The following is a 20144-nucleotide window of genomic DNA, read 5'->3' as shown; positions in this document are numbered from 1 at the left end:
TATAAATAAATACGTTCACTTATTGGTATTTATGAAATTTGTGATTCAACCTATGCAATAGCACTCATTTTACGTATAGGTTGAGCAAACATTAGCCATATAAAAATCACGAGAATAAAATGCCCTGTATCTAACGATCACTAAATGCCACTTTACTCGCTAGACTGATAAGCAGAATACCCGAAACACCTTCAAGAGTTCTAGAGTAACGCTGAGAGTGTGAACGACTAAATACCCAATTACCCACAGATGCGTACAAAACGTTACATGTCGTCGCAAGTGCGCTGAACAGCAAGCCAAGTACTAATAATTGCATTGATGTTGAGCTTGCAGACGTATCAATAAATTGAGGCAGAAATGACAGGAAGAATAACGCTACTTTTGGATTCAAGACGCTGACAATAACCCCCTGAACAAACACATTTTTATTATTATCAACATTTTTGTTTTCAACGATTTTACTTTCTCCACGCCACATGGACAGTAATGACTGAACACCTAAATAAACTAGGTAAGCGGCCCCTAACCATTTAACAACGCTAAAAGCCAAAGATGAACTCAGAATTATTGCTGACAAACCTAAACATGCCGCTAGTGTATGAAAAAAGTAACCAACACCAAGCCCCAGAGCCGCTTTCAGCCCAGCAGATAATCTACCTTTCATTGTATTGGAAACAATATAAATTACATCTGGTCCAGGAATCATGTTGATAGCGAGACAAGCGACAACAAATAATAATAGTGAGTTTGAATCCATTCTTTTCTCCAAATTAACGTCTTGCGGGATAACATCTCATCGAACTATAAGTAATGCAACGTCTAGGTTTCCTTTGGTTATCAAGGCGTTGACCGTAGTTCATTAACGTGCCTGCCATCGCAGGCTCGGGGCTAGCTATAGCTGATACGACAATCAGTGAATAATTTATCCCTTCCATTTTTACTCTAAGCCTCCACATGGAGTTTTATCAACGCTTATCGCGGAATAATGTACATCAGAAGCGTAATCCTGATTAACGCGCCAAGTGTCACGAATCAAGCTGGGACTCTCTGGTATTTTACTGCTCCAAAATAACATCAAATCCACCATAAATGAGACGCTTTCCATCAAAGGGCATTGGGTTGTTCTCAGGACTCATTCGAGGATCACCCATGATCCGCTGCCACCCTGAGTCCCGAACTTCTTTTGAAGGCCAGACTACCCACGAAAACACAACGCTTTCGTTGCTTTCAGCTTTAACTGCCATGGGAAATGATGTGATCTCACCATCTGGTACTTCGCTCCCCCACGTCTCAACAACCTTTAAGGCCCCAAACTCCCTGAACATTTCTGCTGCTATTTTTGCGTGTGCGATATACTTTTCTTTATTCGCTGTCGGTACTGCAGCGACAAACCCATCAATGTATGACATAAGTAAACTCCTTTCATTAGAGTTATAACCATAGCTCAATAAAAAGAGTGCACATGGCACCATATCATAGAGGAAGACACGTAATACGGTTTTAGGGCTACATTCCTAGCTTGGACTTGATATACATATTTGAAAGGTATGTGTTTGGATCAAGCTTGGTTAGCGTATTTATAATTTCCAAAACACTCGAATACTCAATACGTTCATCTTCAGCATGCCCGATCCCACCTATTGTAAAGTGAGTAAAGCGGTAATCACGATAAACGTTTTGAAGCTGGCTAGAAATATCTTTGAGTAATCTTTTACTGAGGCTGAATGCAGGGTATTCACTATTTTCTGAAAGCTCTGCTGTAGAACCAATAGATACAATATTGCATTTATCGTTAAGTGAGCCTAATGCGTTAAGTTCATTGACTAAATTAAGATACCCAATCGGGCCAACATTCATAAACTCAATCAGTTCGTTTGTTGTCAATTTTGAAGACTCTCCCCACATCGACGCCAAATAAACTATGATGTCAAACTTTACACCTTTGAAGCACGTGTAATCTGGTTTTTTCTCCGGACTAACATCAAGACGAACAGAAGCGACTCCATCCTCAACTAGCTTTGATCTAGAAATAGTATAAGTTTCTGTACCCTGTAAGTTCGTAGCCAAGAACCTTCCTAGACCCTTGCTACCTCCAACAATTAAAATCTGCATAACCCTATTCCTTGGTTAAGGTTGTCTTTCATATTGTCCGCCAAACTGTTCATTAGGCATCACTTTAACGTTTCTATTGCTCTACTTAGTTCTATCTTCAATTTCATCAAATGGTTCAACTGAAATACGCTCTGCAATTTCACTCATCTTCTTCATTTTTTCTGGGTTACTAGTTCCCCAAAACCGCTCCCAGTCTTCACGTGTTCGCCACTTGGCAATAGTTAAAACCTTTTCCGGTACATCGTAAGAACGAAGCATAAAACTACCAAACGCCCCATCTACTGACTGATGAATTGAATCTGTCGTCGAACGCCATATATTTTGAAACTCATCCATTTTTTCACTTGGCACACGCCATTCGTAAACAACTCTAAACATAACACTTCCATTAAAATTTCTAAATTTAATACGGCAAAGTATCAAGAACACTAAGCCAGGTGAATAGATGAATAAAGCAACATAGTAGAGCGTAGAGCAACCTAAAAAAACAAAGCGTAAACGCTCTAAATCACTCCGATTCGATTAGTCATGCACACATCCAAAGATTTCGTATTGACGTTTAACATTGGCTGTTACTTTTCCCCAATGTGAGGCTTGAACTCTTTCCTGATGTTGTTTAAAAGAGGCTTTGTCGACGAACTCCTCATAGACATCAAAACGAAAAGGATTAGTCGGGCTTTGAGTTACAAGAAAAGTAAGGCAGCCCGGCTCTTCTAACGTGAGCCTTTTGTGAGTTATTAACTCATGTTTTACTAATTCTAAATCCTTTTCCGGAACTAAAATAAAGCCTTTCAATGCTACCTTCGACATATCATCCTCTCGCCCCTATCGTGTAGCGTTGCATTAAGAAGTAGCCAACACGCCCTCAATCTCAACAATCATATCTCAAATGTGAATCTCACCATGAATTGAAATGCCACGTGTTAGGAATCTATTTTTAATGCCCTATCGACTTGCGAGCATAAGGTTATCTCAACCCTTTCTTTGCCTTTACCGATGTTCTTGCGTTTTAATTGAATTTGGCCGACTTCTGATGTGCGCTTTAAATGAGTGCCACCGCAAGGTACTTGCGCAAACCCATCCACTCTCCAATACCTTCTTTCACTCTCTTGATCGGAAAAGTCACTAACAATAACTGAATCAGAGTTAATCAAATCTTGCACATCAGTTTCAATTTCTTTCAATAGCGGGCCAATATTTTCTGACCACTCGAAATCTATGCGACTCTTATTTTCAGAAATATGCGCGCCTATCTTAACAATGTCTTCTCGACGCTGATAAAACATCTCGAGCACCACTTCGGCAGCAAAGTGTAGCTTCATTAAGGCGTATCTACGCTTCCAATCAATACACGTAGTTACAGTGTCACCAAGAGTAAAATTTGGAGAGGATTCCAATGTGTAAATAAGTCGAACACCTAACTTTTGAGCAATCAAAACCGGAATACCATTAATCGTTCCTTTATCACTCTCTTGTCCTCCAGACTCCGCAAAGAAGATAGTCTGGTCCAATTCAACTTTATTTCCGTCTACATTGGTCACTCTTGAGTTAAGTTCTGTTTGGTAGGGATTAACCCAGAATAATTTTTCGCTCATGCTGCTATCCTTGCAGTAAGTCCTGTCCTTGATAGTACATTTAGTGTCTACCAAGTCAATCCGAGAAACCTCAACGTCAAGTGTAAAGCTGGGTATAGAGCACGAGCAGGCCATATTCATGCGTACCTATTAGATGCTTTTAAGGCTGGATATTAAGCGCTATCCAGAGGGTTAGCTAACAACCCATAAATTACGGAATCTGATACGACTCCATTCACTTCCCACCGCTGCCATACTCGTCTAGATTTGATAAACTTGAAACCGCTCAGGGCTAAAATCTTATCAATCTCCAAAATGAAAGCTTCGGAATGCTCTTTATTCATAATTACGTACTGATTCTGATTGCCTAACACCGAATTGAGGTGTGAGCAACGCCACCACCTAAGCGAAGCTGTTCCACCCTGAAAACAAAGCCCGACTTGAACCCAAACCCCCAGCGCTGTCAATTTTTAAACAAGCTGGTGAACTACCACCACTGTTCTCACTAACATATCACCGAGCCGTTGCCTCTTTTTACCAAGAATGAAAATTGAGTCAATAAAACCGAAGAATGGAGTAATAATATTTCTAAAAAGTGACTGAAAAATATTGCACCTTTTACCCGTTCTTGCACTTATAACTGCAATGCCCAAAAGTTTTTTGCCCACACTTTGACCATTTGGGAAACTATCAGAAAAAAGGTAATACGATACAGCCGCTGTTACTGCTGTAGCGCGAACAAGTTCCTTTTCAATACCGATTTCTAAGCCGCCCCACAAAACGAGTGTAAAAATGCTAAAACTGACAAAAAGTCAATCATTTGTCCAACACACCTAATTCCCGGACTAGCCAAAACGTAATTTTCTAGAGTAAAGTTTTCTACATTTTTCATTTTAAAATTTGGACTAACAATTGTTTATTTGTGGAGTAACGTTATGGGTTGAATAACATCCCCACCAAACCTAATCCATAGTGCCGTAAAGCAGGTCAAACCTAAAGAGCCAAGCATTTTTCTCCCTTTTAAATACTTTACTACACTCGCTCTAAAGGCTGGATTGGTAATATTTCAACATCTCTTCTTGATTAAGCGCTTTATTTTCTAACTTTTGTTGATCTTTAAAGATTTGAGCTAATGAAGGTAGAATTGAGCGATTGACTTTATAGTCATCAGACCAAAGTTTCCCTCTCATCACAGCTTTCGCACAATGGAAGTACATACTCTCGATGACTATTTTGATAACAACCTTAGGATCTTTACTTCCATCGGGGCAAGCAGATATCAATTTGGAGTCTGTGTGAATACTTGCAATTCCTTTAATACGGAGTACTTCATCAATACCATTTACCATCAATAACAACCCAACTTTGGGGTTACTAATGATATTTTTTAGACTATCTATACGATTATTCCCCGAGCTATCTGGGAGCAACAATGTTGATTCATCTAAAACTTTTACGAAGCCAGGCTCCCCTCCTTTCGGAGAGAGATCGATATAGCCTTGAGTATCGGCGGTACTTAGAACTGCAAAATGGCAATTATTAATTAATGTAATCGCATGAACATCCAGGGCAGGCAACGCTTTATTTTTAGCTCTCGCACTTGGCTCTGCGTAAATTTCTTTTAACTGCTCTATTGTTTTAATTTCACTCATTCAATGCTGTCCCTTCACTATCGTATAATGCTTTGCTTGGAAGTAAGAAGAACTCTGACTTCTGCATAGTCACTCAACCTAACGCAAAGTAAAAATGCTACGCGTGCAAATTACCTCTTCAACGCTTTGTTATCTAACGGCTTAAAGTTTTTCACTGAACTCCCCACACTGCTTACACTTATAACCATGCTTGTAAAAGAACAATGGAAAACCCAGTAAAATAAAGACTAAGAAAGCTGGACGCTTACCTTTTGTAAATGTATATAGCTCTTTACTACCACAGTTAGGGCAAACATCTTTTCCTTCATCAACGGCAAGTTCATTTTCTAATGATTCTGAGAAATCACTGCTAAGTATTTGTTTCGCGTCTTCTGCATCACTTTTGGCCACCATCAGACGAACGCCGCCCATTGCATTTGAATAAAGCCACTGAGTATTCACCGTGTGCTCGTCAGCGATGTAACTTTCTATTCCGATACTATCTAGGCTTGCTCTCGCAATATGAGCTTCATGAGGAAAAGAAAACCTTGTTACAACAATCACATATTACTCCTTGTGGAAAAACGCTCTCGTAAGGTATAAGCTACGCGAATTGAAAGTGCCACGTGTAGCGTTTCTTTTCAAACAGTTTATTAACCCACTACAGACTAGTACATATACCCTAACCAATCTATATGACCAACAGCCCAAGTTTTGCCGCTGATAGGTTTAACATATAAATCATCGACTTGCTCTATAGCAACACCGTAATTTTTATGTTCATGAACTCGCAACCAAGAACTTAGAGAGTTAAGGCGCACATAACCATTAGCCACATAAAAACGATCCAAATCGGAGACTAAAATGATGAAGTCGACATCTTTAGTTGACGCATACTCGCTGAGTTGAGACAACATTGTTGTACCAATACCTTGTCTTTGAACTGTGCTCTCGACACAAAAGTCACTCACACCTAATACTTTATAAATTTCATCACCAACGCGAACAGCTCTGTAGTCTAATCCCATATAACCAACTAACTGATCACCTTCGTACTTCAGAACTCTCATATGCGGGAGTTGCTTATAGTAAGAACGAGCAACCTGATGTTCAGGAAACGACTTGTTTCTCAGAGCCTCAATTGCATTATGCTGCGCTTTAGATAACTCTATTTCTGGGTAAATATCCATATTTGACCTTTGAGGGCTAATGACCTGTTAAAGGGTGATCAACACAATACCGAAACTCCCGCATACCGCCTTAATCACTGAGCTCAACGTACAGTTAAAATGCCACGCATTGCGAATCTATCTTAAACGCTATGTTATACGCGTGGTTAATACATACCTACATAACCGTCCAACTTGCGAATTACCCCAATCCAACGCTCGATATTTGGGTAAGTTTCTAGGTTAAAACCACCCTCATCTGCGACATGGGTATAAGCATATAGTGCGATATCAGCAATAGAAATATTATCACCAACTAAGAACTTAGTTTTTGACAGCTGTAGCTCCATGATTTGTAATGCTTTATGGCCGCCTGATTGTAGTGATTTATATTCTTCTAGACGGTGCTCCGGCATACCGTGATACTTCTGAATAAAACGCGCCACTGCAATATAAGGCTCATGTGAGTATTGCTCAAAGAAAAGCCATTCGTACATTTTTGCTTTTTGATAACTGTCCTTAGGTAGATAAGGTGTATCTTCTGCAAAGTACCCCAATATTGCATTGGACTCACAGAGTACTCGACCGTCATCTAAAACGACTGTCGGGATTTTACCATTTGGATTGAGGGCTAAAAATTCTGTTGTTTTAGTCTCGTTATCTAAGATATTAACGTATTTCCATTGGTGCTCAATGCCAAGGAATGACAATAGTAATTTTACTTTTAAGCAGTTACCTGACTGCAAATCTCCATATACAACCATTAAACTCTCCATGTTTCAATTCGTAAAAGCGCATAACGCGCAGTTAAAGCTCGAACTACGCTACCACCCAAACTAAACGATTTTGCCTTAAACACGAAACCCAACCTCGAACTGAAAATACCAAGCGTTGGGAATCACTCTTAAATGCTTTGTTATACAAATAGCTAATTAGGTTCGAAGCGCTCTTTAAACACTAAGTTCAACGGCTTAATAAATGAGTAAATCCATAAACCAAATGCTGCAAAACACCACAAAACAAAAATGCCACGCCTGCTGAATCATTCTTGAACAGTTTGTTACGTCGCTACATTTCGCCCGATTTAATTTTGAACTGAGCTTCATTAACCGACTGTTTCCCAAACAGTAAATCCATCATCGCGATGATTCTTTTATTGTCATTTCCCCACTTATCTGAATTGGCACTATTTGGCGCCTTGAACTCTACTTCGCCAACTTTTTCGCTGTTTTTATATGCCTTAACTTGGGCATCTGCAATAAACGTTCTAAAGTCCCAACTCCAGCGCGATACATAAGTCAACGTAAGTTCAGAGCTCTTAGGAAGAGTTCCATCACTTACAACCGTACATTTATGTGCTGTATCCAAACACCATTCTTGTACCGAGTCCAAGAAAACATCTCGTGTGGCGTCATCTTTTACAATAGTAATTTCCTTGCTCTGGTTCTCTTCCGAAATAGCTTCAACTGTATATTTTGGCGCTGCGCATGCCGCCAGTAGAATAGGCAAGCTAAGAATGATTAGTTTCTTGTACATTTTACATCTCTTTTAATAAATCTATAATTGTAAATGAATTTCAAGTGGCTGCATAACGCCGCGTTAAGGGGTGAACAACGCCCCCTAAACTAAGCTACTGTGCCGTAAACACTAAAGCTGATTCAAACCAAAACGGCCAAGCATTGTTAATCCCTCGTGAATACTTTGTTAGTTGCCAAACCTAAAGCTTTGATGTGATGTTGATTGCCGCTTTGCCAACACTGGCTTTATGCGCTTTGAAAGACTCAAATCAGGTGCATTTTCAAAGCACTTGTCACTGAAACCACTTGGAACTCAAAACGCCTTAGAAAACGGAATAACAACACAAAAAAGCTCTTTTAGACAGACGGTGTTACAGAGCTGACTTTCAACAAACAAAGCGGCTTCTGAAACAGAAGATCCAAACCACACAAGAAACCAAAGCACGATTTTCACAACCTCAAATAACTAGAGATGGAAATAAGAAAACCTAGCAAATACACACGGACTTTAGCCCTAAACATTCTTCTTTAGGTACGTTTTGCTTCGTTAGCCAACTAACGCCCTGTTAAGGGGTGAGCAACGCAATACCAAAGCCACCGCATACCATCTTAAACACTAGACGCAACGCATAGTAAAAATGCCACGCGTTGCAAATCACTCTTAAACAGTTTGTTATGTGAATTCTCGATTGAAACGCCGAACTTTTGTACGCATATTTTTCATAGGTGATGACGTATTAAACTGAATCATGCGCCCAAAAGTCCATTGTTCATACCACGCAACACCATACAAATCATGGTCACTTAAGCTTGAAATGAGTAAAAGTATCTCGTTAACTGTAGACTCAAGCTCAAAGAGTAAATCATCATATTTCCACTCACAGTACTCTTCGTGGAAGCTTTCAGCGAGTGAGCCTAATTGGTTCCATTTATAACCAGTTTCCGGGAAATCAACATGTTGGTTTTGAGATCTTAAGTGATGCCATTTAAGAACGAGTTTTCCCCAACCAATCAAGTAAGCCACTGTATCACTAACGCTAATGACTGTACCTTTGACGTTTCCCTCTATTCCAGGTTTGCGAGCTTTGCTTTCCGGAATTGAACGATAGTCAGCCATGAGTTTCGGAAATATTGAGTTTATAGCCAACTCCAATTCATCCTTATTTCTTGGCACAGAAGACATTTTGACCTCCATTCACATAACGCCGCATTAAGGTGTGAGCGACGCTTGGCTATACTTGAGCGAAGCGAAACTGCCAAGCGTTGCGAATCACTCTTGAATGCTTTGTTATGTGCGTGCTAAACGGTAGCGCCTTACCGTACCCTCACTGTCATCTGTGTAGTTACCGAGGTATTCACCACCACAGTTTTCGATGACCTTTTGAGATGCGGGATTGTCAATTGAGCAAGTAACAATAACTGAATCAGTGACAACATGGTCTCGCACCCAAGCAAGCAGAAATGAGGCTACACCCTTACCACGAGCTGACGGCCTAGTTTCGTAGCCAATATGACCAATGACATTTTCTACGTTGGCATTAGTACCTTTGCGAACTCGGATTGCACCTAAAATTTCGGAGTTCGATACACAGTAGTAAGTTGTGCTTGGTAAATATCCCTTTGGTAACTCGGAGATTACCTTTGAACGCTCGACCAAACCTGACAAATAAGCTGTCGGATCTTGCTCCACACCCAAATATTTTGGAATACCCGATTCTAGGCATTCTTTCGCATAACTCGCTAATATTGGGGCCAAATCAGGATTGGCCTCTATCACTTCCATGTCAATTTTCCTCATAAGCACATAACGCCCTGTTAAGGGGTGAGCAACGCAATACCGAAGCTTCCGCACACCACCTAAATCACTAAAATCAACGCATGGTAAAAATGCCACGCGTTGTGAATCACTCTTAAACAGTTTGTTATACGATGCCTCACACCAAGCGCTGAAACTGACCGTTTTTAGCTTTGAAACCTAGCTTATTAAACAAAGCTTGAGACCGAAAGTTACCCTCATCAATATCTGCATACAATCTTTCAATACCCAAAGATTGAGCGTGAGAAAATAATAAACTAAGAGCTTCCGACATATACCCTTGTCGCCAGTACGATGAATTTAGTAAGCATCCGACTTCACAGGAATCACCGTTATCACTAAAGCTATGTAAGCCGCAGGTTCCAATAACCTTGTTTGTCGCTTGATCCATAATCGCCCATTCCAACGATTCACCTGATTTCTCTAGTCGGGCGACGCTTTCTAGCATCTGAACTATCAGATCTTTCGATGTAAAAACTGGGTCTGAGGCAAATTCCATTGTTTGAATATCACCATAAATTTCAAACAAATCATCAGAATCATTCGTTTGAATTGACCTCAAAACAATTCTACTTCCGTGTAAATCAGGCTTCATTTCTCTCCTTAATCGTATAACGCCCAATTAAGGTGTGAAGCACGCTACCACAACACTCAATTTGACAGCCGTAAACACTAAACTAAAACCAAACCAAAAATGCCAAGCGTGCTGAATCACTCTTAAATTGTTTGTTATAACTTGGATGACACTGCATCCCTAAGTAATTCAATAACGCCTACCAAGCTATCAGTTTTGATTGTACTTTCTATATTATCTGGGCAAACCCAATCAAGAAATTCATCGGCATGTTGCCCACCAAACATTTCTATAATTTCTCGCTGAACTTCATCAGGTGAAAGATGTACGGTTTTGTCGCTAACGTGGGCAACACAGTGATTTCTTAGTTTATTGATTGCTCGATTCTTTTTGATTGCTTCATTGAATTTCCCCCTAACCGCATTATGTTCAGGAATTAATTCTTTAAATTCTTTGCCGTACTTCGTATTCAGTTCTACATATTTGCAGCAATTTATCACTAATGAAAAAGTACATAACCTCCAAATACACTGCCTCTTTACTAGATTCTTCGGTGCTTTTAGAAAATCTTTCGATTCATAGTCCTTGAGAACAGAAACGGATATGGTTAAGTCCCCAAGTAAATCAGTTAAAATTTGCTCTATTTCATGCCATTTTTCTGACATAGCCACCTCTGAGTTATAACGCCCTGCAAAGGGGTGAGCAACGCAATACAAAAGCCGCCGCAAACCACCTTAATCACTAAAATCAACGCATAGCAAAAATGCCACGCGTTGCGAATCCCTCTTGAGCAGTTTGTTATGTGTCAAATTTTAAACTCGAACTTAGCTTTTTTAGGGCCAGTTTCCCCTTTTTCGGAAGGCGCATACTTCCGTTTTGATAATATTCGCACTGCTTCAGCATCGAACACTCCTTTAGGCACAGAATCAGTAACCATTATGTCAATCACATCACCCTGACTACTAATATTAAACGTGAGTACAACAGTACCGACTAATTTGTTTTTCCTTGAACCTTTATGATTCCTAGGCGATACACTGTCCCGAGCTTTGTGTTCTTGATAATTTGGGGAACTAGCACTTTCAATTAAACCAGCGCAACCAGACAATAATGTCGCTGTAAATACTATTAAAATCTTCATACTTAATCTTTGACAACATAACGCCCTGTTAAGGGGTGAGCAACGCAATACCGAAGCTGCCGCAAACCACCTTAATCACTAAAATCAACGCATAGTAAAAATGCCACGCGTTGCGAATCCCTCTTGAACAGTTTGTTAGGCGACATTTCTACGTTTAACTTCTTTCTCATACGAAGACTCGTTGTATAGCCAAATAGCCCAAAATGCGAAAAACATCCCGATCGTGTAAATTGAGTAATTAAGAGCATTATCCGATAAGAAAATCGTAATGCTTGCCGCATCAGAAGATGGATACAGGAAAATAACATTAAAAATCATGTACAAAATGGCTGTGACGAAAGTTGTTCTGAAAAGCCAATTTAAACATCCTTTCTTTCGCGATTTTTGCCAATTATCAAATGCTTTACCATTCATTAACCCCCTCCTTTTCCGTTAACTGAAGCTAGATGCACGCCAAGATACTATCACTACTCTATCGTTTATCTCATGTCGCCTAAACGCAACGCATAGTAAAAATGCCACGCGTTGCGAATCACTCTTAAACAGTTTGTTAGGTGAGCTCTTTATCGAAGCCAATCACTTAACTTTGTAGCCGTGTTGTCGTGGTAGTTATAAACTAACCATGATTCTCTGGTATCACCTTGCATTTTTCCCCAAACAATATGACGATAAATACCCAAATACTCTTGTTTTGCCCAAGATTGCTCATAACTTGTGGTTGCAGCAGGTAATAAAGCAACATTAGACATTGATAAACTTGCGTCACCGATACCTAACTCCCAAGGAACCCACTTGGAGTCTTTACTATTAGTTGTAACAAATACTACGAGTTTTCGACTTTCTTTGATCTGATTTTTTATTATTAGAGCTGTTTCGGGGTTGGGTGTTTCAGGCATTCTGTCATCACCTAAATCACAATAAACTGAAGCACCATGATTTTCTAGCAGCTCAATAACCCCTGGTAAATATTCTGCATCTTTTGATGAATGAGATAAGAATGTATCTTTATGACTTTTAGTCCTAGAGGCTTTCAATATAGCCTGAGAGTTAGACTGTAGGTTTGTGTTAAACCTTTTAAGGTCATTAAACGTTGTAAACTGAACCATGAAAAATACCTTAACCTATAGCTATTATTTTTGTTATATAAATTAGTACAACAATAGATATGTAAAATCCCCACACAGAAAAGGATTTCAATGACTGGATTTGCAAACTGGAAAGATTGCCTTTAGGCAACACTGAATACAAATCTTCTTGCGTCAACTTCTCTTCATGCAATTTTTTCACAAAATCATTGTATGATTGCCTAAAAGCTTTCTCTAAAGCTAAGTAATAAGCATCTAGCGCAAGAAAGACTGCCGTTGGAAGAAACGCAATATAAGTGAAATCGGGTTTCCCTTTATCTGCAACTATCACTAATATCGCAGAAACTAGGGTAACACACCAAGCTTTGCAAGCTGAGCTATTAGCAGCCATCCTTTGGATGACATTTTGTATTATGCCCAAATGAGTCTGAATAGGCGCAGACTCAACTCCAATATTAAGATATTGGTTATTTTCTCGCTCTGTCATAAATGTAATCAACCTTATGCTAAAAACTAAAACCTATGCGGGCTCACCTAACGCCGCGTTAAGTAGTGAGCAACGCCAGCCACCTAACCTAAACCCTTACACCGTAAACACTAAAACCAACTTTGAATGCAAAACGCCAAGCGTTGGGAATCTGCCTTAAACGCCTTGTTATGTGTGTTAATTCGATTAAAACTTAACAACAAAGCCCTAAAACCACGGTGTCAACATTATTCAGCTAATACTATTGACGTTTATACACCCAAAATGATGTAAAAGCATTCGACTTATTTCCTTTAATACGGTGTTCTTCTTCATCCCAAACTAAATTTTTCTTTCGTTGGAAATCTGATTTTTGAGAATGTCTTAAGAACAATAACTGTCCTTCAGCCAAATAAAGCTGCTTATCGACCGAATAACTACCACAAGACACAAGCTCTACTTCATAAGCCGCAATTACATCATCTTTATATAACCCATTTTTTGCAGCATGCCCCATATCATCAAGGAAATCTCCAATGAGAGGGTTAGCTATTTGAGTATACTTAGAAGCCTCTTCCGAGAGTAATTTAATAACCTCAGTCACCCCCTCTCCGTTGTCTTTATCAAACTCACGCACTTCAATTTTTAATAACAAATCAGCGCCACTATATTTGCTTGAGTACACCAATTTATTAGTCATATTTAGTGGATGACTAGACTTACGACTAAAAGAAGAATAGATCATACGATCTTGGATTTTTGTTGAGTTTGTTTCCGTTTTTTCACTAATAAATGCCTCTGTAGACGCAGACTTCCGAGGTAACTCCTCAATAGTTAAGAAAACTCCAATTTCATTTGTATCGTTCCTATCATCACCAATACCTAAAAAAGAGCCTTCCGATAGATTCTCAGCCCACCCCTCAAATGCACTATAAAATACCTGCGTATCAAATCTGATATCTAGATGATCACCTTTTTGAAGACATGTATTTTTATCAGGTTTTTTATAGTGTAGCGACGATACAAAGTTCGTTTCTCCCAACTGCCTATAGTGAATATCAGAGGTGCCTACGTATGTGTCATCCAACTTACTGGATGAGCAGCCAATACTTACCATTGAAAATGTAATTATGCTGAATATTCGTATGTTCATGTGGCACTCCATTAATTACTCAGGACGTTTAAGTCTAGTAATAATTTGACCTTAATGCACATAACGCCCTGTTAAGGTGTGAGCAACGCAATACCGAAGCCGCAGCAAACCACCTTAAACACTAAACGCAACGCATAGCGAAAATGCCAAGCGTTGCGAATCACTCTTAAACAGTTTGTTATACGCAAACTAGAAGAGGTAATACCGTTTAGTCATGTTCTTGTGCTGTGTATTTATTTAAAAAATCATAGCTCAACGTGGGTAGCGGTTGGTTACAGAACGCCTCTGGTACGTAGTCAGTCTCAAAACCAACGCAGTAACCATGCCTTGCAAAGGCGACTTTGGCCTGGGTGGTCAGTTGCATGGAGAAATAGCCGTGTCTTGAATCATTCAAACGTGGCTGGCTCCAATATTCATGGTGATTTTGAACTGCCGAGTACATTGCCTTTTGGTAGGTTTTTTCATCAGCGCCACCAAATACTTTCATTATCACATCGATCATTGGTAAATGAAGGTAGGTGACAGCATCAGGTTCACCGTGATTCACCGGCTCGGAAGCACTAAGGCTGACGTACTCCTGAATCAAATCCGTAGGCTCGCCATCAGTCAAGCCAAAAACGCATCCGAGCATCTTGAGTAAAATCTTATCAGACTCACTTTGCCACTCAATTTGCGGGTGATCCACGATTTCAACGAAGCGTCTTGCGCTATCAAAATCTTCGCACAACAAGGAGCGCCATGTTGATACCGTTAGATCGTTACCTTCAATCCCACGGTAATCCTTGCCAGTGTGAAAGCTAAATGACACCTTTTTGTTTGGTAACGAAATCGTAATCTTTTCGCCACCCTCCAGTAAGGCATATTCAATACTTTTTGAGTCAAAATATTGCCAAGCGACAAGAGAGTGCAATGCACTGTCAATGTCAGCTAGATTCAGATATAACGTTTTGGTGTAGATTTCAAACCCTAAATCTCCTGGGTTGACATAATTCCACTCTTCACTTTGCGCCAACCTGCGTGTGATGATATCTGTCAAAGCCGCAATGTTTGCTGACTCATCTTTGAATACTTTCCGAGAGCCATCGTAGTTGATTGGCGAGTATTTTTGTATCGTCATTTATTACTCAATTTATATTTTATCTAGCACGAGGAGAACTCTGGCGTATAACGCCCTGTTAAGGGGTGAGCAATGCAATACCGAAGCTGCCGCATGCCACCTTAAACACTAAAACCAACGCATAGTGAAAACGCCACGCGTTGCGAATCCCTCTTGAACAGTTTGTTATGCTTATTCTTCACGAGTTCACCGAAACTTGTTATCCCTATCTTGAGCGGTAATCGTGTCACCATAGGTATAGCATTCAAGCGTCAGTTCGTTGTTTTCAATTATTACGATAAACCCAACATCAACATTGCCTAACTTTCCTACAAATACAGGTTCTGAAACAACATGTCTGTTTATGGGTATTGAACGGGACTTTAGCGTCAAAAAATATCCAGCACCGGTAAAATAAATCTGCTGATTAAGATCGACACTATTAACAATAGTTTCCCAGTCAATCGAAAGAGTATCGAGCGCACTTTTAATAATGACCTTTTCAAACAATTTCATCGCTTTCTCTTTGAGCATAACGCCCTGTTAAGGTGTGAGCAACGCTATACCGAAGCCGCTGCATACCACCTTAAACACAAAACGCAACGCATAGCAAAAATGCCAAGCGTTGCGAATCGCTCTTAAACAGATTGTTAGGCTAAAGCTCAAGATAAGCGTATTGTCCTACATATTCATTCTCAAATGTATTTACTGCTGAATGGTCATGTATATGAAAGTCCCATGCATATAAGAAGCGGATATAACTCTCTCTTGCGTGCATATAATTGTTCAACACAATATTGTAATTACAGTCGCCTACAATAGAATGTATAGGACTCAATGACACTTTTACTTTATGTAACTCAAGCTCTATTTTTTTAAAATCATTTATAAGCCCAATGTAATAATCACAATCTTCAATTTCGTGAACACGCTCACTGGTTAGGTCCGAAAGTAAATTATCTATATCATCATCAATACATTCGAGTTTCACCTGTATTTTATTCGTCACTTTTGAGTATACCAACATCCTTAATTTTTCTTTTATACACGCATGAGTTAATTCATGTTCATCCCTAAAGTGAAGTGTTTTACTTTCTTTGAAGTCATCAAAAGACCGTACATACACTTTCTTTTTAGCTAGATTTACAAATGCGATTATCACTGGTGTCTCAAGACTATCCCAATACTCAATATGTTTGTCTTCTACAGATATTTTTGATTTATCAACATTTTTAGTTGCTTTAACTTGAACAGCAAAAAACTGCCCCATACTTTGTCTATTATCATCTAAAACTTCAACTTGAGCATCGATACCTATATCTATATCAAGCAACCGGCAAGGCCATTCCAAGACGCTTGATACTGTATATGCGAACAAATATTCTCCAGCGTCGCCAGTTGCCTTATCTTCTGTATATTTCAAATTTACTCCTATTAGCCTAACGCCTAGTTAAGGGGTGAAGCACGCAATGACCAAGTTTCCGCATGGCACTTCAACACAGAAACTACTGCATACCAAAAATGCCCCGCGTGCTGAATCCCTCTTGAACTGTTTGTTAGGAGATTGTTCTCGACATACTGTAAAATCGATCATCAGCGTTATCAACCACAAACCCAACTCTTTTATAGAGATGGAAAGCTGGGCTGATTTTAAATACACGTAACCTTAGTCGATTAGCGCCTGATTCAATTGCTAGCCTTTCACATTCAGAAAGTGCTAACGCACCAATACCTTTATTTTGGTGTTTCTCGCTGATTTGCAACTCACGGATATAACAACCGTAGCTATCAAATACCAAACGAATTGCTCCAACAACCTCACCATTGAACAGGATATCGAAATTGGTTAAATCATGGATTTGTTCTTCAATTTTTAAGCAATCCCAATCAACAGAATAATGATCGTAGTATGAGCGCATATTTACGTAAGTAATATTAGCCGAAGCTGATAAATCTTCTGTTTGTTGATACGAAACCATTGAATCTCCTAACGCCCTGTTAAGGGGTGAGCAACGCAATACCGATGCTGCCGCATACCACCTTAATCACTTAAGCCAACGCATAGTGAAAATGCCACGCGTTGCGAATCCCTCTTGAACAGTTTGTTAACTGAGCGCCTTTCAGTTTTCGCCGTTCTTTCAGCCACTTTCGCCACTTTCGCCAAAGCTCATTTTGCTAATTAATGATTAGCAAAGCTAACCCAAATATGTATTTAACCAAAAAATTACCGTTTATCTTTAGTTTGAAATGCGTCTCACAACACCATACTTCGGCGATGTAAGTATGCCGGACTAATTGCGAATGCCTCATATTATTAGAAGGCTTTGTGCCGCCTTTCACATCAGTAAACTTAAGTATCAAACTGAAATTAGTCACATTAGCTCAGCTAAGGAAACCGACCGAACACGCTAAATCTCTGAACCTAGAAACTGTATCATTGTGCTTTCATATTTTCTGCGCCAGTTAACGCCCTGCTAAGGGGTGAGCAACGCAATACAAAAGCCGCCGCAAACCACCTTAATCACTAAATTCAACGCATAGTAAAAATGCCACGCGTTGTGAATCCCTCTTGAGCAGTTTGTTAGTTTGCAAACCCAAAGCGTTGATTTTAAGTTATTTTAAACTTTGCAAACAACAAACTTTATGTGCTTTGATGCACTTTAGTCAGGCGTAGTCTAAAAGCGGCTAGTCAATGAAACCACGTGGAACAAACAACGCCGCAGAAAACGAATTCACAACACCAAAAAGCGCTTTTGGAAAACCAATCTCACAATACGGACTTTCAACAAAGCCACTGAAACCACATGAACTTACCACACCAGAGAAAACGTCATTTCAGCGAGTAAATCGGCTTTTGTACCAACAAACTCAACGAGCAGAGTTTCAGCAAAAAAGCTCAACGCAGTTAACCCAAAAGTCGCCACACCAAAGAACAAATCAACCGTTGCAATGATAACAATTTGGGATTTTCACCACGCCAGCTAACACTGAAATTGAAAGCCAATACGACAACTTAAACTTTGAGCTTTTACCACTAGATCTTGCGATATAGCTGCGTTTTTCCTCTTGCAAACTAACGCTCTGTTAAGGGGTGAGCAACGCTATACCGAAGCCACCGCATACCACCTTAATCACTAAAATCAACGCATAGTAAAAATGCCACGCGTTGCGAATCCCTCTTGAACAGTTTGTTATGCTCGTGCTCAAAGAAATTGAAGGACTAAACAAGCTATAAACGCTGGCAGACCAGCTATAAAGAAAACTAAACCTGTCTGGTAGTTCATTCGATAGTGCTCGCGTTCGTCTTTTTGAAAATCATGCCCTTCTACCATTCTGTAGACTTTGTCTGTTCTAGGGTCATCTAACCGAGTCGTCTTACTATGAATACCACCTTCCCACATTAGCTTAGCCAAAACCCATATGACGATGACAACAAAGAAAAGAAAGTCGACCAACTGAGTCGTAGCAAAGAATGGAACAAACTGAGCTAGAGCGATAACAATAAGAGCCGCTGAGAGGTTAATTAGAAGCACTTTTTTGAATAAATCGAGCAAAATTACCTCCTAGAGCATAACGCCGCGTTAAGGGGTGAACAACGCCACCACCTAACCTAAACCACTGTGCCGTAAACACTTAAGCTAATTCAAACCAAAACTGCCAAGCGTTGTGAATCCCTCTTGAATGCTTTGTTAGTTGCCAAACCTAAAGCTTTGATTTGAAGTTAGTTACCGCTTTGCCAACACTTGCTTTACGTATGTTGGGAAACTCAAATCAGGCGTAGTTTCAAAACGTTTGTCACTGAAACCACTTGGAACACGCAACGCCGTAGAAAACGAACTGACAACATCAAAAGACCTTTTGGAGAAACAATGCCACAAAGCTGACTTTCAACAAGTAAATCGGCTTCTGAAACGGCAAACCAAACTAAGAAAAGATCGAAGCTCAATTCCGCGAGCCATGAGCCCGAAGTTCAAAGTGCAGAATCGAGCAAAGCACACGAACGATTAGACCTAAACACTCTGTTTTAGCTGCGATTTTCTCGTTGGCAACTAACGCCGCATTAAGGTGTGAGCAGCGCTTGGTTATACTTGAGCAAAGCGAAAACGCCAAGCGTTGCGAATCACTCTTAAATGCTTTGTTATGCCTTGTTGATTACAACCATATTTGTGCCATTACCGATCCCTATTTCCCATTTTTTGTAAAGGTTCCCTACCTCTCGAACAAACTCTATATTTGAATGGACGAAATGATTCATTGTGTTTACGTTCTCTAGATCAGAATCTAACCATAACCCTTTATCTGGAGAAAATACTTTGCTTTCATTTTCATGAATAAATCCATAAGACAGTCCTAAGTACGAGGATAACTTCTCGTCATATTCAGTAATCGTATTTACAACACTCCTGCTTCTGAACGTGTCCTTATCTGGGTAGGATTTTAGAATTGCTTCGAGTGGAGAAGGGGGAGAAGTTTCCTCTTCACAAAGCAAGAGTCCATAGTAATTGTCTACTCGCCCACTTTCGCGAGTAACTCTAACAACAGCATAGGGTAATCGTTCAGATTTCCCCTCAACACATAAATCATTTATAAAGCCGAGTACATTTAGAGGGTTATATACTTCGAACTCAATAAAGTCTTTTTCATCAAGTGTAAAAAGAATGTCATTAATCGCTTTATTCCAGGTTTTGTTGTGGGCTAGAAACTTATCTATATCTTGCCTTGTAGTATTATAATTTACTGTTCTCATTGGTGTTGTTTTAGATATATAAATGCTGTCTCTTATACACATCTGACGCTGCCGACGAATAGC

27 protein-coding genes are annotated in these 20144 nt (G+C 39.7%); all 27 read right to left on the bottom strand.

Annotated features, from left to right (window positions below):
- Positions 1-130: 130 nt before the first annotated feature.
- Entirely contained in the window at positions 131-757 is a 627-nt protein-coding gene (locus tag EX191_RS20745) for a LysE family translocator (RefSeq protein WP_193448397.1), read from the bottom strand.
- A 298-nt stretch (positions 758-1055) separates the two neighbouring features.
- Positions 1056-1409 (bottom strand): DUF1428 domain-containing protein, encoded by a 354-nt coding sequence (locus EX191_RS20740; protein ID WP_193448396.1) that lies wholly within the window; start codon positions 1407-1409, stop codon positions 1056-1058.
- Between the two features lie 97 nt (positions 1410-1506).
- Positions 1507-2112 carry an SDR family oxidoreductase gene (locus tag EX191_RS20735; protein WP_193448395.1) on the bottom strand — a complete coding sequence of 202 codons (606 nt, stop codon included), beginning with the start codon at positions 2110-2112 and terminating at the stop codon, positions 1507-1509.
- Between the two features lie 81 nt (positions 2113-2193).
- On the bottom strand, positions 2194-2490 hold the full coding sequence (locus EX191_RS20730; protein ID WP_176320614.1) for an antibiotic biosynthesis monooxygenase family protein: 297 nt from the start codon (positions 2488-2490) through the stop codon (positions 2194-2196).
- Positions 2491-2634: 144 nt separating this feature from the next.
- Positions 2635-2922: a putative quinol monooxygenase gene (locus EX191_RS20725; protein WP_193448394.1), complete on the bottom strand. Its 288-nt coding sequence runs from the start codon at positions 2920-2922 to the stop codon at positions 2635-2637.
- Positions 2923-3035: 113 nt separating this feature from the next.
- Positions 3036-3707 (bottom strand): alanine--tRNA ligase-related protein, encoded by a 672-nt coding sequence (locus tag EX191_RS20720; RefSeq protein WP_193448393.1) that lies wholly within the window; start codon positions 3705-3707, stop codon positions 3036-3038.
- A 449-nt stretch (positions 3708-4156) separates the two neighbouring features.
- The gene (locus tag EX191_RS20715; RefSeq protein ID WP_195806550.1) at positions 4157-4465 is read right to left on the bottom strand and encodes an RDD family protein; all 309 of its coding nucleotides are present in this window, start codon (positions 4463-4465) and stop codon (positions 4157-4159) included.
- Positions 4466-4729: 264 nt separating this feature from the next.
- Positions 4730-5338 carry a pyridoxamine 5'-phosphate oxidase family protein gene (locus tag EX191_RS20710; RefSeq protein WP_193448392.1) on the bottom strand — a complete coding sequence of 203 codons (609 nt, stop codon included), beginning with the start codon at positions 5336-5338 and terminating at the stop codon, positions 4730-4732.
- Between the two features lie 141 nt (positions 5339-5479).
- Positions 5480-5881, bottom strand: a complete 402-nt coding sequence (locus tag EX191_RS20705) for a putative signal transducing protein (protein WP_193448391.1) — start codon at positions 5879-5881, stop codon at positions 5480-5482.
- Between the two features lie 104 nt (positions 5882-5985).
- Entirely contained in the window at positions 5986-6507 is a 522-nt protein-coding gene (locus tag EX191_RS20700; RefSeq protein WP_164666856.1) for a GNAT family N-acetyltransferase, read from the bottom strand.
- 146 nt (positions 6508-6653) lie between these two features.
- Positions 6654-7250 (bottom strand): glutathione S-transferase family protein, encoded by a 597-nt coding sequence (locus EX191_RS20690; RefSeq protein WP_193448390.1) that lies wholly within the window; start codon positions 7248-7250, stop codon positions 6654-6656.
- A gap of 304 nt (positions 7251-7554) precedes the next feature.
- A complete protein-coding gene (locus tag EX191_RS20685; protein WP_048626493.1) occupies positions 7555-8022 on the bottom strand; it encodes an Sbal_3080 family lipoprotein in 468 nt (155 codons plus the stop codon).
- Positions 8023-8676: 654 nt separating this feature from the next.
- Positions 8677-9186, bottom strand: coding sequence for a ClbS/DfsB family four-helix bundle protein (locus tag EX191_RS20675; RefSeq protein ID WP_193448389.1), 510 nt, complete (start codon positions 9184-9186; stop codon positions 8677-8679).
- A 105-nt stretch (positions 9187-9291) separates the two neighbouring features.
- Positions 9292-9786: a GNAT family N-acetyltransferase gene (locus tag EX191_RS20670; protein ID WP_048626495.1), complete on the bottom strand. Its 495-nt coding sequence runs from the start codon at positions 9784-9786 to the stop codon at positions 9292-9294.
- A 151-nt stretch (positions 9787-9937) separates the two neighbouring features.
- Positions 9938-10414: a GNAT family N-acetyltransferase gene (locus EX191_RS20665; protein WP_048626497.1), complete on the bottom strand. Its 477-nt coding sequence runs from the start codon at positions 10412-10414 to the stop codon at positions 9938-9940.
- Between the two features lie 134 nt (positions 10415-10548).
- Positions 10549-11058: a hypothetical protein gene (locus EX191_RS20660; protein ID WP_140314176.1), complete on the bottom strand. Its 510-nt coding sequence runs from the start codon at positions 11056-11058 to the stop codon at positions 10549-10551.
- 140 nt (positions 11059-11198) lie between these two features.
- Positions 11199-11534 carry a TonB family protein gene (locus EX191_RS20650; protein ID WP_145473815.1) on the bottom strand — a complete coding sequence of 112 codons (336 nt, stop codon included), beginning with the start codon at positions 11532-11534 and terminating at the stop codon, positions 11199-11201.
- 135 nt (positions 11535-11669) lie between these two features.
- Complete coding sequence (locus EX191_RS20640) at positions 11670-11948, bottom strand: hypothetical protein (RefSeq protein ID WP_020840791.1); 279 nt, start codon at positions 11946-11948, stop codon at positions 11670-11672.
- A 149-nt stretch (positions 11949-12097) separates the two neighbouring features.
- Positions 12098-12640 (bottom strand): toll/interleukin-1 receptor domain-containing protein, encoded by a 543-nt coding sequence (locus tag EX191_RS20635; RefSeq protein ID WP_069536193.1) that lies wholly within the window; start codon positions 12638-12640, stop codon positions 12098-12100.
- A 10-nt stretch (positions 12641-12650) separates the two neighbouring features.
- On the bottom strand, positions 12651-13106 hold the full coding sequence (locus EX191_RS20630) for a hypothetical protein (RefSeq protein WP_069536192.1): 456 nt from the start codon (positions 13104-13106) through the stop codon (positions 12651-12653).
- A 241-nt stretch (positions 13107-13347) separates the two neighbouring features.
- Positions 13348-14238: a hypothetical protein gene (locus EX191_RS20625; protein ID WP_193448387.1), complete on the bottom strand. Its 891-nt coding sequence runs from the start codon at positions 14236-14238 to the stop codon at positions 13348-13350.
- A 208-nt stretch (positions 14239-14446) separates the two neighbouring features.
- Positions 14447-15355: an Imm49 family immunity protein gene (locus EX191_RS20615; RefSeq protein WP_193448385.1), complete on the bottom strand. Its 909-nt coding sequence runs from the start codon at positions 15353-15355 to the stop codon at positions 14447-14449.
- A gap of 186 nt (positions 15356-15541) precedes the next feature.
- On the bottom strand, positions 15542-15850 hold the full coding sequence (locus EX191_RS20605) for a hypothetical protein (RefSeq protein WP_130273647.1): 309 nt from the start codon (positions 15848-15850) through the stop codon (positions 15542-15544).
- Positions 15851-15989: 139 nt separating this feature from the next.
- Positions 15990-16757 carry a DUF4365 domain-containing protein gene (locus tag EX191_RS20595; protein ID WP_053084256.1) on the bottom strand — a complete coding sequence of 256 codons (768 nt, stop codon included), beginning with the start codon at positions 16755-16757 and terminating at the stop codon, positions 15990-15992.
- A gap of 133 nt (positions 16758-16890) precedes the next feature.
- Entirely contained in the window at positions 16891-17313 is a 423-nt protein-coding gene (locus tag EX191_RS20585) for a GNAT family N-acetyltransferase (protein WP_193448383.1), read from the bottom strand.
- 1224 nt (positions 17314-18537) lie between these two features.
- Complete coding sequence (locus EX191_RS20570; RefSeq protein ID WP_038152015.1) at positions 18538-18888, bottom strand: hypothetical protein; 351 nt, start codon at positions 18886-18888, stop codon at positions 18538-18540.
- Positions 18889-19472: 584 nt separating this feature from the next.
- A partial coding sequence (locus EX191_RS20565; RefSeq protein ID WP_193448381.1) for a hypothetical protein occupies positions 19473-20144 on the bottom strand: 672 nt, incomplete at its 5' end.

The organism is Vibrio chemaguriensis, assembly GCF_012275705.1.
GTDB lineage: Bacteria > Pseudomonadota > Gammaproteobacteria > Enterobacterales > Vibrionaceae > Vibrio > Vibrio diabolicus.
The sequence above is the reverse complement of the archived record's forward strand: the minus strand, read 5'-3'. Positions and strand labels throughout refer to the sequence as shown.